This window comes from Rathayibacter sp. AY1F6 (genome assembly GCF_002932035.1).
GTDB lineage: Bacteria > Actinomycetota > Actinomycetes > Actinomycetales > Microbacteriaceae > Rathayibacter.
On the sequence record NZ_PSVD01000024.1, the window covers coordinates 23,192 to 37,652 of the forward strand.

Below are 14,461 nucleotides of genomic sequence, written 5' to 3' on the forward strand. Positions count from 1 at the left end.
ATGAGCGCCCCCGCCCCGACCGACTCCCACTGCCCGTACTGCGCCCTGCAGTGCGCGATGACGCTGACACCCGCGGCGGGCCCCGTACCCGTGGCGGTCGAGGGGAGGGAGTTCCCGACGAACCGGGGCGGGCTCTGCGCCAAGGGCTGGACCTCCGCCGAGCTGCTGGCGAGCGGACAGCGCCTGGTCTCCCCGCTGCTGCGCGGCGCCGACGGCGTCCTCGCGGAGGCGTCGTGGGAGGAGGCGCTCGACGCGGTCGCCGGGGCGGTGCGCGGCGTCCGGGAGCGGCACGGCGCCGACGCGGTGGCCGTCTTCGGCGGCGGGGGCCTCACCAACGAGAAGGCCTACCAGCTCGGGAAGTTCGCTCGGATCGCTCTCGGCACCTCCCGGATCGACTACAACGGCCGCTTCTGCATGTCCTCGGCCGCGGCGGCCGGCAACCGCGCCTTCGGCGTCGATCGCGGACTGCCGTTCCCGGTGTCCGACCTCGACGACGCCGACACGATCCTGCTCCTGGGCTCGAACGTCGCCGCGACGATGCCGCCGCTTCTCGCCCACTTCGCCGGTGCCCGCTCGCGGGGCGGCCTGGTGGTCGTCGACCCGCGCCGCTCGGCCACCGCGCGGCTGACGGAGGACGGCGCCGGCACGCATCTGCAGCCCGCTCCCGGGACGGATCTGCCGCTCCTGCTCGGGCTGATCCACCTGGTCTTCGCCGAGGGCCTCGCCGACACCGCCTACCTCGCCGCGCGCACGACCGGCGCCGAGGCGGTGCGCCGCAGCGTCTCGGCGTGGTGGCCGGAGCGCACGTCCGCGGTCACGGGCGTGCCGACCACGCTCCTCCGCTCCCTCGCGCGCCGGCTCGCCGCGGGGCGGTCGTTCGTCCTGACCGGCCGCGGGGTCGAGCAGCACGTCGACGGCACCGACACCGCGACCGCCGCGATCAACCTCGCTCTCGTGCTCGGCCTGGTGGGCCGCGAGGGGTCGGGGTACGGCACGCTCACCGGTCAGGGCAACGGCCAGGGCGGACGCGAGCACGGCCAGAAGGCCGATCAGCTCCCGGGGTACCGCTCCATCCGCGATCCGGAGGCGCGGCGCCACGTCGCCGCCGTCTGGGACGTGACGCCCGAATCGATCCCCGGCCCGGGCCTGCCCGCCACCGCCCTGCTCGCCGAGCTCGGACGCTCCGTGCACTGCCTGCTGGTGCACGGCTCCAACGTGGTCGTCTCGGCTCCGGACGCCGACGCCGTCCGCGCCGGGCTCGAGGCCCTGGACACGCTGGTCGTCTGCGACTTCTTCCTCTCCGAGACCGCCGCGCTGGCCTATGTGGTGCTCCCGGTGCCGCAGTGGGCGGAGGAGGAGGGCACGATGACCTCGCTCGAGGGCCGGGTGCTCCGCCGCCGCCGGGCGATCGACCCGCCGGCGGGAGTGCGCAGCGAGCTCTGGATCATGAGCGAACTGGCGCGCCGTCTCGACGCCCCCTCGAGCTGGTCGACCGTCCCCGCGGAGGTGTTCGACGAGCTGGCCCGCGCGTCCGCGGGAGGCGTGGCCGACTACTCCGGCCTCTCGCACGCCCTGCTCGACACCGGGATCGCCGCCCACTGGCCCTACCCCGCGGGCGGCACGGGGACGCCGCGCCTCTTCGCTGAGCGCTTCGGGCACCCCGACGGCCGGGCGCGCCTGGTCGCCGTCATCCCCGCCGTCCCTGACGTCGTGGACCGCGGCGAGGAGCTGACCCTGGTGACCGGCCGCTACCTCCAGCAGTATCAGTCGGGCACCCAGACCCGGCGGGTCGCGGAGCTCGATGCGGCCCGCCCGGAGGCTCGACTCGAGATCCACCCGGCGACCGCCTCCCGGCTCGGCGTCAGCGACGGAGCACCTGTGGCGATCGGGAACGCGCGCGGCGTGGTCCGCGCCCGCGCGAGCGTCACCGCGGACATCCGCCACGACACGGTGTTCCTGCCCTTCCACTACGCGGGTGAGCAGTGCGCGAACCTCCTCACCGAGGCCGTCGTGGACCCGGTGTCGTCGATGCCCGAGTTCAAGCGCACGCGGGTCTGGGTCCGCGCGGAAGGGACGGCACATGCCTGAGACACCTCCCGAGCGGATCGTCCTGATCGGCTACGGACCCGTCGGCTCGCGCTTCGTCGAGGAGCTGCTGCCGGCCGTGCGGGCCGGTCTGGTCGCGCTGACGGTCGTCGGCGCCGAGGGCGACGACCCCTACAACCGTGTCCTGCTCGCGGAGTACGCCGTCGGCCGGGCGACCCGCGAGCGCCTCGACCTCGGCGACCGGACGGCGGCGGAGGCGGCGGGCGTCGTCCTGCGCCTGGGAGCGGCCGTCGTGGGGATCGACCGCGCGCGGAACGTCGTGCGGCTGCACGACGGCGAGCGGCTGCCCTACGACCGCCTCGTCCTGGCCACCGGCGCCCGGGCGAACGTGCCGACTCTCGCCGGGATGGAGCGGTCCCGACGCGAGCGGACGGTGCGCGCCGCCGATCCGGAGTCGCTCGACGCGGGCTCCCGGCCCCTCCCGGAGCGGGTGGTGGCGCTGCGCGACCTGGCCGACGCCCGGGTGGTCCGCGAGTCCGTGCGCTCCGGCGCGCGCCTCGTCGTGCTCGGGGCGGGAGTGCTCGGGATCGAGTTCGCCCTCGCGGCCGCCGAGCAGGGCGCGCAGGTGGTGGTGGTCTTCCACGGCGACATCCCGATGGCCCGCAATCTCGACACGGGCGGGGGCCGGATGCTGGCCGCGGCCGCCCGCGCGGCCGGCGTCGAGATGGTGGCGCACGCCCGGTCCGAGAGCGTCCTGCTCGCGCACGACGACCGCGGCCGTGCGCACTTCCAGGCGCTCGTCTGCGCTGACGGCAAGCAGATCGAGGGGGATCTGCTGGTGCTCTCGTGCGGTGTCGGTGCGCGGGTCGAGCTGGCCGCGGGCGCGGAGCTCGCCGTCTCGACCGGGATCCTGGTCGATGAGCAGCTGCGCAGCTGGAGCGACCCGGACGTCTTCGCGATCGGCGACTGCGCGCACGTCGCCCCCCGCGGCTCGGCCCTGCCCGACGGCCGCGTGCCCGGCGGACCGAGCGGACTGATCGGTCCGGGATGGGAGCAGGCGGACCGGCTCGCAGCGCGGATCCGGGCGGAGGCGGAGGGCCGCTGCGGCGAGGAGCGCGTCCCCGACGCCCGACCGGCGGTCGTGATGCTGAAGGCCGAGGGTGTCGACCTCGTGGCAGGAGGCGACGTGGCCCCGGAGCCGTGGGACCCGCACCGCCCGGGCGAGGAGCACCTCGAGGTGACGCTGTGGGCTGACCCCGCCCGCGGCGGCTACGCCAAGCTCGTGACCGCAGGAGGAGTGCTGCGCGGGTTCGTCTCGGTGGGTCTGCCCCGGGTCGGCGCCGAGCTCAGCCTCCTCTTCGAGCGGGGCTCGGAGCTGCCGGCGGACCGGTCGAGCCTCCTGCGTCTGGACGCCCCGGATGCGGGCGCCGCGGCGACCGGCGATCCGTTCGCCCCCGATGCCACGGTCTGCTGGTGCAACGGCGTGACGGCGGCGGTGATCACCGATGCGGCTGCGGCGGGACACGGGACGGTCGCCTGCGTCGGGCGGGCGACCCGCGCCGGCACGGGCTGCGGCGGCTGCACCGGTCGTATCGCCGAGCTGCTCGCGCGGACGGCGGTCCCCGCCTGATCGCCGCGAGGACCGGGCCTCGCCGCCTCAGCGGTCGAGCGCCTCCGCGAGGCGCCGGGTGACCGCCCGCAGTTCGAGCTCGACCCCGCGGACGCGCTCGTCGAGAGCCGCCGCGGTGTCGGCGGCCTGCTCGGCGGCCGTCGCACCCGCCGCCTCGGACGAGGCGCGGTCGGCCGCGACCGACGCGCTGAGCTCGTCCAGCGCCGCCCGGAGGCCCGCCGACTCGTCGCGCAGCACGGAGACGTCGCCCTGCACCGCGCTCAGCTCGCCGCGGAGCCCGGCCACCTCGTCGCGCAGGGCCGCCGTCTCGGCGCGCAGCTCCTCCGTGCGCAGCCGCGCCTGCTCGAACCAGGGGGCGACCAGCCGGTGCACGGCGTCGCGGAGCACGACGCCGCCGCGGCCGAGCCGGGTGGGCGCCGAGCCGGGGTCCTGGAGGAAGTCGTGGTCAGTGGTCATCGTCGTGGTCCCGTCCGGAGAAGCGGCGGTGGAGCACGTCCATCGCCCGCAGATCCTTGTCCATGATGTCGGCCTCGAGGGTGGTGTCGGCGAGGCGGTCGGCGAGGCCCGGCCGGGAGCGGCGCTCGAGCGAGGCCTCGATCAGCTCGACGGAGCGCTCGAACGAGAGCGGTCCGCGTGCCGCGGCCCGGCCCCGCCGACCGAGCGCCTCGAGGTCCACCGCCCCGCTCGCCACGTCCCGCATCGCCTCGAGGAGCGCCGGGGCGGAGCGGGTGATCTTGATGCAGTCGACGCCGTCGATGAGGAACTCCGCTACTCCGCTGGCCGCCGTCACGATCGGCACGGCGCCCGCCGCGGCCGCCTCGACCGGCGCGACGCCGAACGCCTCTCCGGCCCAGGTCGGGAAGAGGAACGCGTCGGCGCGGCCGTGCGCGGCGAGCACCTCGGCGTGGGGCGTCGGTCCGTGGAACTCGACCAGGCCGTCCAGGCCCGCCTCGTCCGCCCGGGCGCGCCAGCCGTCCACGTCTCCGTCGCCGTAGAGGTCCACACGGAAGTCGCGGGTCTCCTCCGCGAGAGACGCCGCCGCCTCCAGCACCAGCCCGACGCCCTTGTGCTCGCCGAGCGACGCGGCGAACGTGAACCGGGTGGTCCCGCCCTCGCGGTAGCGCCGCGGCTCCGCGGTGTCGGGGGGAACGGACACTCCCCGCCCGATCACCTCGACCTCGCCCAGGCTCAGCCCGCCGGCCTCGATCGCGTCGACGAGCGAGCGGCTGACCGCGACGATCTCGCCGCGGTCGAAGTGGTCGGGGGCCTGGGCGCCGTAAACGCGGAGCACGCGCTCGGGCAGCCCGTCGACCAGGGCGTTCGGGATGCGGTCGCCGAGGTTCCACATCCACGGCGCCTCCACCGCCCGCAGCAGGTCGATCATCGCGAGGCCGCCGATCCCGAGCAGGTTGAAGGCCACCACGTGGGTCGGCGCGAAGTCGCGCAGCTCCTCGAGCAGGATGCGGGTGTTCTCGAACCGCGAGACGGCGCTCTCGTGGTGCAGCAGCTGAGCGATCTCGCCGCCGGTCTGCGGCAGCGGGAAGTAGGTGCGCAGGCTCAGCGTGCGGTGCACCTCGACGCCCGAGGGCTCCGGCGGCAGGTAGGTCGGCGTGGTCAGCACGCGCACGGTGTGGCCGCGGGCCGCCATCGCCTCCGCGACGCGCGCACAGGTCATCTCGTATCCGCCGAGCACCTGCGGCGGGTAGAGGTTGCTCACGAACAGCAGGCGCATCAGCGCACCTCCCCTCTCGCGGACGCGTCCGCCGCGATCCGCGCCGTCACCTCGGGCGTGTAGGCCGCGCGGGCCTGGCGGTCGTTGCCGCCGTCCCAGTAGTTGACGAGGTAGAGCCCGGACTGCTGCGTGTGCGGCACGAACGGGAACAGCTGGGCCCGGGGCTCGATCTGCGCGATCCGGTAGCCGGCGTCGACCGCGCGCACGTGCAGCCAGATGTCGTCGGCGTCCGGGGCGATCTCGCGGAACGCCTCCCCGTGCGCGGCGATCTCGCCGAGGAGCGCGGCGGGCAGCAGCTGCCCGGAGACGGAGGTGCCGAAGACGTCGGTCGACGCGCGCGTGTCGGCGACCGGCGTCCAGCTCGTGTACGGAGCCACGGCGCCGTCGACGATCCCCACCCGGTGGGCGCGGTAGCAGAGCACGGTCTCGCGGGGGTAGCGCGAGCGGGCGTCGAGCAGGCCCCTCAGCCAGGTGCGCGGGTACACGATGTCGTCGTCGGAGGTGACGAGGTCGCGCTCCCCCGCCCGGCCCGAGAGCAGGTGCGGGTAGTACTTCGTGTGCACGCGGTAGCCGTCGACCAGGCGGATCTCGACGCCGCGGCGGCGGAGGCGGCGCAGCGGCGCGGGCAGGTCGGCGTGCAGGGCCGGGTCGTCGAGCCAGAGCACCAGGCGCGCGGGCCGGGCGTCGCCGCGGGCGATCGACTCGAGCGCCACGTGGACCCGCTGCAGCCGCTCGCCGTGCGTGGTCATCGTCACCACGACCTCGCCCGCCGGATCGACTGCGGAGCGGCGGGAGAATCGGTTGGCCAGGGCGAGCAGCAGCAGCTCGCGCCGGAGCGCGGGCGAGGGGTGGTCGATCGGCCGGGCGGCGATCACGGCGGCGCGGCGCTCCGAGAGGCGCTGAGGGGCGGAGCGGACGACCCGGGCCGCGGAGCGCAGCCGCGTGCGGGGGCGGACACGACGGCCCAGCGCCGCGAGGCGCGTGCGGGGCCGGACGCGCCGGCCGACGGCGGCGAGAGCGGGATGCATCGGTCCAGGTTAGCCGGAGGCGCCCGGGCGCCCTGCGCCGGTCAGGGCTCGTCGGCGACCGCGAAGGCCCGCACCGGGAAGGTCCCGAAGCCCCGCACCTTCGGCGGCACGGCGGTGAAGCGCGCCCCTGTCGCCGGCAGCCCGCCGAGGCCGGTGAGGTGCTCGACGACGTGCACTCCCGCGGCGAGGAGGGCCGAGTGCGCGGGCCGCGATCCGCCCGACTCCGTGTCGTCGATGTTCACCGAGTCGATGCCGACCAGCACCGCGCCGGCGGCGACGAGCGCCTCCGCCGCCTCGCCGCTGAGGAAGGGGGCGCCCCTGCCGTACCCGGGCGTGGCGAAGTGCGCGTCCCAGCCGGTGCGGAGGAGGACGGCGGCGCCGCGGACGTCGAGTCCCGCGACCGCGTCCGAGCCGATGCCCCGTTCGGTGGCTCCGGTCGCGTCGACCACGACGGTCGGCAGGTCGACCAGCGTCTCGAGCGGGAGAGCGGCGAGATCGGCTCCGCCCTCGTATCGGTGGAACGGGCTGTCGAGGTAGGTGCCCGTGTTCCCGATCATCTCGATGACGTCCATCGCGAACTCGGTGCCGGGTGCGTAGGAGGCGCGGGACGCCTCACGGGTGAGGTGCGGCCGGATGCGCGGAGCGGGCAGGCCCGGGTAGGTCACCAGCCCGTCCGCGACGGTGTGGCTGAGATCGACGAAGCGGCGCGAGGAGGTCATGCGCCCGATCCTGGCAGGGGCCGGATCGGGCGCACCATCGAGATGCCGCCCCGCGGGGCGGCGTTCCCGCCTCTACTTCTTCGGCAGCGCCGCCGACAGGTCCGCGATCAGGTCGGACGAGTCCTCGAGGCCCACCGAGAGGCGCACCAGCGACTCCGAGACCTCCAGCGGCGTGCCCTTCACCGACGCGTGCGTCATCTCGCTCGGGTAGCCGATCAGCGACTCGACGCCGCCCAGCGACTCCGCGAGCTGGAACAGCTCGGTCGACTCGGCGAACTTCCGGGCGGCGCGCGGCGTCGCGAGCTCGAGCGAGAGCATCCCGCCGAACCGCGACATCTGGCGCTTCGCCAGCTCGTGGCCGGGGTGCGAGGGCAGGCCCGGGTAGTGCACGGCCGTCACCGCCGGGTGCTCGACGAGGAACTCGGCGACCGCCTGCGCGTTGACGGAGTGGCGCTCCATCCGCACCCCGAGGGTCTTGATGCCGCGGACCGTGAGCCACGCGTCCATCGGGCCCGAGATCGCTCCGACCGCGAACTGCAGGAACGCGATCTTCTCGGCCAGCGGCCCCGAGCGCAGGGCGAGCGCGCCGCCGACGACGTCCGAGTGGCCACCGAGGTACTTCGTGGTCGAGTGCACGACCACGTCGGCACCGAGGGCCAGCGGCTGCTGCAGGGCGGAGGAGGCGAACGTGTTGTCGACGACGACGATCAGGTCGTGCGCGTGGGCCAGGTCGGCGAGCTCGGCGATGTCGCTGATGGTCATCAGCGGGTTCGACGGGGTCTCGACCCAGAGCATCTTCGTCTCACCGGGGACGATCGCCCGCTGCACCTCGCGGAGGTTCGACATGTCGACGGCCGTGTTGCGCACGCCCCAGGCGCTGTGCACCCGGTCGATCAGGCGGTGGCTGCCGCCGTACGCGTCGTTGCCCAGGACGACGTGGTCGCCGGGCGCGAGGGCGGCGCGCAGCAGGGTGTCCTCGGCCGCGAGGCCGGAGGAGAAGGAGTAGGCGACGTCCGCACCCTCGAGCGAGGCGATGAGCTCCTGGAGCGAGTCGCGCGTCGGGTTCGCCGAGCGGGCGTACTCGTAGCCGCCCCGGAGACCGCCGATGCCGTCCTGGACGAACGTGGAGGTCATGTAGACGGGCGGCACGACCGCCCCGGTGGTCGGATCGAACTCCTGGCCGGCGTGGATGGCGCGGGTGTCGAAGTGCTGCTTCTTGGGCATGGTGCGGGCTCCCTGGGTCGGAGGTGCGGAGGCGGCGGCCGTCAGGCCGTGGCGTAGGTGAGGAGGTCCTGTCGGGTGATCACCGCGACGGGCTTGCCCTCGTCGGTGACGAGGAGGGCGCTGTGCTCGGTGAGCGCGGCGCGGGCGGCGGTGATGCTCTCGCCGAGCCCGATCAGCGCGAGCGCGTCGCCCACGCAGTCGCCGAGCGGATCGTTCATCGAGGCGGATCCGGCGAAGACGCGGTCGAGCAGCTCGCGCTCGTCGACGGCTCCGACGACCTCGCCCATCACGACCGGCGGCTCGGCGGTCAGCACCGGGAGCTGCGAGACGCCGTACTCGGTCATGATGCCGATCGCGTCGCGGATCGTGTCGGTCGGGTGCGCGTGCACGAGCGCCGGGAGGTCGGCCTGCCCGCTCGCCGCCCTCGCGCGGAGCACGTCGCGGACGGTGCCCTCGTCGCGCATCTCGAGGAAGCCGTAGGAGCGCATCCAGCGGTCGTTGAAGATCTTGCCGAGGTAGCCGCGCCCGCCGTCCGGCAGGAGCACGACGACGACGTCGTCCGGCCCGAGACCGGCGGCGGCCTTGAGCGCGACGGAGACGGCGAGCCCGCTCGATCCGCCGACGAGCAGCCCCTCCTCGCGGGCGAGGCGGCGGGTCATCGCGAACGACTCGGCGTCGCTGGAGGCGATGATCCGGTCGACGACGCTCGGGTCGTACGCGCTCGGCCAGAAGTCCTCGCCGACGCCCTCGGTCAGGTACGGGCGACCGCCGCCGCCCGAGTAGACGGAGCCCTCGGGGTCGGCGCCGACGATCTGCACGCGGCCCTCCGACACCTCCTTGAGGTAGCGGCCGACGCCGCTGATGGTGCCGCCCGTGCCGACTCCCGCGACGAAGTGGGTGAGCCGGCCGGCGGTGTCGCGCCAGATCTCCGGGCCCGTGGTCTCGTAGTGGCTGAGCGGTCCATTGAGGTTCGCGTACTGGTTGGGCTTGAAGGCGCCGGGGATCTCGCGGGCGAGGCGGTCCGAGACGGAGTAGTAGGAGGCGGGGTCCTCCGGAGCGACGGCCGTCGGCGTCACGACGATCTCGGCCCCGTAGGCGGTGAGGACGTTGCGCTTGTCCTCCCCCACCTTGTCCGGCAGCACGAACACGCAGCGGTAGCCGCGCTGCTGCGCGACGAGGGCGAGGCCGATGCCGGTGTTGCCGCTGGTCGGCTCCACGATGGTGCCGCCGGGCTTCAGCAGCCCGTCGCGCTCGGCGGCGTCGATGATGCGGGTCGCGATGCGGTCCTTCGACGAGCCGCCGGGGTTCAGGTACTCGACCTTGACCAGCACGGTCGCCTGCACGCCCGCCGCGACCGGGCCCAGCTTCACCAGCGGGGTGTCGCCGATGAGGTCGAGGACCGAATCGGCGTAGGCCATCCCGGTCTCCGGGCGTGCGGGAAGGGCGCGATCCAGGCTCATCCCGCCAGCGTAGCAACCGGCTCCGGGCGTGTGACGGGGGTGGGCGGAGGCACAGGGAGCGGTCTCGGGAGGGGAGTGCCGCCGGTCGCGCCGGTGCCCTATCGTGGGGGTCCGCGAGCGCCGCGGTCGACCCGGAACGGACCCCGAATGACCTCACCGATCGCCGCACCGCCGCGGCGTCCGGCCGACATCCACCTCCTCCGCCTGCTCGGCCCGGCGCTGGTCGCCGGAGTCGCCTACCTCGACCCGGGCAACGTCGCCAGCAACATGACGGCCGGCGCCCGGTTCGGCTACCTCCTGGTCTGGGTGGTGGTGCTCGGCAACCTGATGGCCTGGCTCATCCAGTACCTCTCGGCGAAGCTCGGCCTGATGACCGGCCGCAGCCTCCCCGAGCTGCTCGGCGACCGCCTGCGCGGCCGCTGGGGCCGCCGGGCCTACTGGCTGCAGGCCGAGACGGTCGCGATGGCGACCGACCTGGCCGAGGTGATCGGCGGTGCGATCGCGCTCAACCTGCTCTTCGGACTGCCGCTGCTGGCCGGCGGCGTGGTCACCGGCGCGGTCTCGCTGGTGCTGCTGCTCGTGCAGACGCGGGGCGGGGCGCAGCCGTTCGAGCGGGTGATCACGGCGCTGATGGTGCTGATCGCCGTCGGCTTCACGGTCGGCGTGGTCGTCGATCCGCCGGACGCGGGCGCGACCGTCGCCGGTCTCGTGCCGCGCTTCGAGGGCTCGGAGTCGGTGCTGCTCGCCGCCTCGATCCTCGGCGCGACCGTCATGCCCCACGCGATCTACGCCCACTCCGCGCTCGCCCGCGACCGCTTCGGCCACGTCGAGGGCGTCGGCGCGCGCCGGAGGATCCTGGTCGCCACCCGGATCGACGTGACGATCGCCCTCGCGATCGCCGGCACCGTGAACCTCGCGATCCTGCTCCTCGCCGCGCACTCCCTCGCGGGAGTCGCCGGGACCGACAGCCTCGAGGGCGCCCATGCGGCCATCGGAGCGGCGCTCGGACCGGTGGTCGCGACCCTGTTCGCCGTCGGCCTGCTCGCCTCCGGCCTCGCCTCGACCTCGGTCGGCGCGTACGCGGGGGCCGAGATCATGCACGGTCTGCTCCAGGTGCGGGTGCCGCTCGTCGCCCGTCGTCTGGTCACGCTGATCCCGGCGCTCCTGGTGCTCGCGATCGGCTTCGACCCGACGCGCGCGCTGGTGCTCAGCCAGGTGGTCCTGTCGTTCGGCATCCCCTTCGCGCTCGTGCCGCTCGTGATCCTGACCCGCGACCGCCGCCTGATGGGCGACCAGACGAACCGCTGGTTCACCACCCTCGCCGCCGCCCTGGCCGCCGTCTTCCTCATCGTCCTGAACGGCCTGCTGCTCTGGCTCACCTTCGCCCCTTGAGCGGAGCGGCGGCGCACCGTCCCACTCCTCCGCGGCCTCCTCTCCCGCTGATCGAGCGGCCCGCTCCGCGGGCGCATCGAGATCCCCCTGACCGCGCATTGATCCGATCCGAAGCCTCGCTCGTTATCCTCTGAGAGCGCCTCTCAGGCGCCTGCGCCCGCCACAGGCGCCTTCCGCCCTCAGAACGAGAGACGCCGCCGTGCCCAAAGACACGATGTCCGCCAAGAACCGCGCCCGACAGGAGAAGCTCGAGGCCTACAAGCGCGAGCAGGACCGCCGCAAGCGCGGCTCCCGCATCTGGATCTGGTCGCTGTCGGCCCTGGCCGTCCTCGCTGTCGGCGGGATCGTCGCGGTCACCGTCTTCGGGAACCAGCAGATCGTCGAGGCGCGCGAGATCGACGGCCTGCAGACCTTCGACAACGACGCCACCCACGTCGCCGGCGCCGTCGACTACCCGCAGACCCCGCCGGCGGGCGGCCCGCACAACGCCGTGTGGATGAACTGCGGCGTCTACGACGAGCCCGTCCCGAACGAGAACGCGGTGCACGACCTCGAGCACGGCGCCGTCTGGGCCACCTACGACCCCGAGCTCCCGCAGAGCGAGGTCGACGCGCTGATCGCCGCGATGCCCGACACCTACTCCGTCGTCTCGCCCTACGAGGGCCTCGAGTCGCCCATCGTGCTGAGCGCCTGGGACGCCCAGGTCGCGATCGACTCGCCCGAGGACCCCCGCATCGACGCCTTCGTCGAGCGCTTCTGGCAGTCCTCGAGCGCTCCGGAGCCCGGCGCCCCCTGCACCGGAGGGATCGATGCGCCCGGCAAGCAGTAGGGGCCGGATCCTCGTCGCCGCGGTCGCCGTGGTCGCGCTCCTCCTCGGGGCGGCCGGCGGCTACCTCTTCGGCGCGCTCGCTCCGTTCGCCTCCGCCGCGACGCCCTCGAGCGCCAGCGCCGAAGCGGGCTTCGCGCGCGACATGCAGGTGCACCACCTGCAGGGCGCCGAGCTGGCGATGATCGCCCGCGAGCGCAGCGCCGACGACGAGGTCCTCACCGTCTCGAAGGACATCCTGCTCACCCAGCAGCAGCAGGCCGGGCAGCTCTTCGGCTGGCTGAACTCGTGGGGCCTGCCGCAGGCTGCTCCGGAGCCCTCGATGACCTGGATGGGCCGGCCGACCCTGGCCGGAGCCGCCGACGAGCACTCGTCGATGGGGATGGGGACCGAGGACGGCGTCGTGCCCGCGAGCATGCCCGGTCTCGCGACACCGGACCAGATCACCGCCCTCAGCAGCGCGTCGGGCCGCGACTTCGACCGGATGTTCCTCGAGCTGATGATCGCCCACCACCGCGGCGCGATCGACATGGCCGAGGCGCTGCTCGCCCGGAGCCGCGTGACGGTCGCCACCGACTTCGCCTCCTCCGTCGTGAAGGCCCAGGAGGCCGAGATCTCGCTGATGGAGCAGATGCTCGAGGACCGGCCGGTGGAGTGACCGCCTCCGGCGCGCACGACATCGGCTGAGACTGGTGCGCCTCCCCACCCGGGAGGGGCACGTGCTCTCCGCCGACGTCGTGCACGGGGCCTGGCGACTCAGACGGCGTCGGCTGCGAGTAGCCCCGCGGAGTCCGGCCGCCGATCCACGGCTCAGCCCTGGAGTGCCGACTCCGTCTGCTGCGCGTAGAGCGAGGCGTAGAGGCCGCCGAGGCCGAGCAGCTCGCGGTGGGTGCCCGATTCGACGATCCGGCCGCCCTCGACGACGTGGATGACGTCGGCCGACACGATGGTCGAGAGCCGGTGGGCGATCGCGATGGTGGTGCGGCCGCGGGCGGCGTCGTCGAGCGCGGTCTGGACGATCCGCTCCGAGACGGTGTCGAGGGCGCTGGTCGCCTCGTCGAGGATGAGGACCGCCGGGTCCTTCAGCAGGACGCGCGCGATCGCGAGCCGCTGCTTCTCGCCTCCGGAGAGCCGGTAGCCGCGCTCGCCGACCAGCGTGTCGTAGCCGTCGGGGAACGACGTGATCGTCGCGTGGATGTTCGCGGCGCGGGCGGCCGCCTCCAGCTCCTCCTGCGTCGCGTCCGGGCGGGCGTAGCGGAGGTTGTCGCCGATCGTCGCGTGGAAGAGGTAGGTCTCCTGGCTAACGATGCCGATGTGCGAGACGAGCGACTCCTGCCGCAGCTCGCGCACGTCGGTACCGGCGAAGCGCACCGCTCCCCCGGCCACGTCGTAGAGGCGCGGGACGAGGTACGAGATGGTGGTCTTGCCCGCGCCGGAGGGACCGACGAAGGCGACGAACTGGCCCGGCTCGATCGCGACCGAGACGTGGTCGAGCGTCGGGCGCGCGTCCTGCGCCTGGTCGGGGTAGCGGAAGACGACGTCGTCGAGCTCGACCCGGCCGAGCTCGCCCGAGACCTCGCGTGCATCGGCGCGGTCCGTGATCGCCGGGCGCAGGTCCAGGTACTCGAAGATGCGGGCGAACAGCGCTCCGGCCGTCTGCAGGTCGAGCGCGACGCGCATCAGGCCCAGGAGCGGCCACATCAGGCGCGCCTGCACGGTGGTGAAGGCCACGACGGTCCCGGCGGTGACGGTGGTGCCGCCGAGGATCAGCCAGGCGGCCACGAGGTACACGATCACGGGGATGACGGAGAGGAAGATCTGCACCATCGCGAAGAACCACTGGCCGGACATCTGCTGCCGCACCTGGAGCTCGATCTGCCGGCCGTTCTCGTCGGCGTAGCGCGTCACCTCCGACTCCTGGCGGCCGAAGCTCTTGGCCAGGAGGATGCCCGAGACGCTCAGGGTCTCCTGGGTGATCGCGGTCATCTCGGACAGCGACTCCTGCGTCTTCGTCGCGATGCGCGCCCTCACCTGGCCGACGCGGCGCTGGGCCACGACGAGCACCGGAGTGAGGACGAGGGCGACGATCGTCATCTGCCACGAGAGCAGGAGCATCGCGACGACGGCCGCGATCACGGTGACGGTGTTGCCGAGGACGCTCGAGACGGTGTTCGTGAGCACGTTGGCCACGCCGCCCACGTCGTTGGCGAGGCGCGACTGGATGACGCCGGTGCGGGTGCGGGTGAAGAAGCCGAGCTCCATCGCCTGCAGGTGGCGGAAGAGGCGGATGCGCAGCTCCCCCATGACCGTGTTGCCGACGGTCGCGGTGAGGTAGGTCTGCCAGACGCCGAGGATCGCCGAGAACGCCCAGACCAGCACCATGACGCCGACCAGCTCGAGCAGC

12 protein-coding genes are annotated in these 14,461 nt (G+C 73.9%); 5 read left to right on the forward strand and 7 right to left on the reverse strand.

The window, feature by feature from the left end:
- Together C5C44_RS14725 and C5C44_RS14730 are read left to right on the forward strand one after the other, a co-directional pair.
- On the forward strand, positions 1-2,088 hold the full coding sequence (locus C5C44_RS14725; RefSeq protein WP_104336104.1) for a molybdopterin oxidoreductase family protein: 2,088 nt from the start codon (positions 1-3) through the stop codon (positions 2,086-2,088).
- A complete protein-coding gene (locus C5C44_RS14730) occupies positions 2,081-3,676 on the forward strand; it encodes an NAD(P)/FAD-dependent oxidoreductase (protein WP_104336105.1) in 1,596 nt (531 codons plus the stop codon). The genes C5C44_RS14725 and C5C44_RS14730 overlap by 8 nt, the downstream gene beginning before the upstream one ends.
- Positions 3,677-3,703: 27 nt before the next feature.
- Here C5C44_RS14730 and C5C44_RS14735 read toward each other — a convergent pair whose 3' ends face one another.
- The 6 genes from C5C44_RS14735 to C5C44_RS14760 form a co-directional block, all read right to left on the reverse strand.
- Positions 3,704-4,132 (reverse strand): hypothetical protein, encoded by a 429-nt coding sequence (locus C5C44_RS14735; protein ID WP_104224349.1) that lies wholly within the window; start codon positions 4,130-4,132, stop codon positions 3,704-3,706.
- The gene (locus C5C44_RS14740) at positions 4,122-5,408 is read right to left on the reverse strand and encodes a glycosyltransferase (RefSeq protein ID WP_104308508.1); all 1,287 of its coding nucleotides are present in this window, start codon (positions 5,406-5,408) and stop codon (positions 4,122-4,124) included. The genes C5C44_RS14735 and C5C44_RS14740 overlap by 11 nt, the downstream gene beginning before the upstream one ends.
- Positions 5,408-6,436: a glycosyltransferase gene (locus C5C44_RS14745; protein ID WP_104336106.1), complete on the reverse strand. Its 1,029-nt coding sequence runs from the start codon at positions 6,434-6,436 to the stop codon at positions 5,408-5,410. Before C5C44_RS14745 ends, C5C44_RS14740 begins: the two co-directional genes overlap by 1 nt.
- A gap of 41 nt (positions 6,437-6,477) precedes the next feature.
- The gene (locus C5C44_RS14750; protein WP_104336107.1) at positions 6,478-7,155 is read right to left on the reverse strand and encodes a cyclase family protein; all 678 of its coding nucleotides are present in this window, start codon (positions 7,153-7,155) and stop codon (positions 6,478-6,480) included.
- Positions 7,156-7,227: 72 nt separating this feature from the next.
- A complete protein-coding gene (locus C5C44_RS14755) occupies positions 7,228-8,379 on the reverse strand; it encodes a cystathionine gamma-synthase (protein ID WP_104224345.1) in 1,152 nt (383 codons plus the stop codon).
- A gap of 41 nt (positions 8,380-8,420) precedes the next feature.
- Positions 8,421-9,797 (reverse strand): cystathionine beta-synthase, encoded by a 1,377-nt coding sequence (locus C5C44_RS14760; protein ID WP_104234473.1) that lies wholly within the window; start codon positions 9,795-9,797, stop codon positions 8,421-8,423.
- A gap of 189 nt (positions 9,798-9,986) precedes the next feature.
- Between C5C44_RS14760 and C5C44_RS14765 the strand changes: the two genes are divergently transcribed.
- The 3 genes from C5C44_RS14765 (at position 9,987) to C5C44_RS14775 (ending at position 12,715) form a co-directional block, all read left to right on the forward strand.
- Entirely contained in the window at positions 9,987-11,231 is a 1,245-nt protein-coding gene (locus C5C44_RS14765) for an Nramp family divalent metal transporter (RefSeq protein ID WP_104227179.1), read from the forward strand.
- A gap of 199 nt (positions 11,232-11,430) precedes the next feature.
- Positions 11,431-12,060, forward strand: coding sequence for a DUF3105 domain-containing protein (locus C5C44_RS14770; protein ID WP_244230507.1), 630 nt, complete (start codon positions 11,431-11,433; stop codon positions 12,058-12,060).
- Entirely contained in the window at positions 12,041-12,715 is a 675-nt protein-coding gene (locus tag C5C44_RS14775) for a DUF305 domain-containing protein (RefSeq protein WP_104261751.1), read from the forward strand. The genes C5C44_RS14770 and C5C44_RS14775 overlap by 20 nt, the downstream gene beginning before the upstream one ends.
- Positions 12,716-12,867: 152 nt before the next feature.
- Here the strand turns inward: C5C44_RS14775 and C5C44_RS14780 are convergent.
- On the reverse strand, positions 12,868-14,461 hold a 1,594-nt coding region (locus tag C5C44_RS14780; RefSeq protein WP_104336108.1), incomplete at its 5' end, for an ABC transporter ATP-binding protein.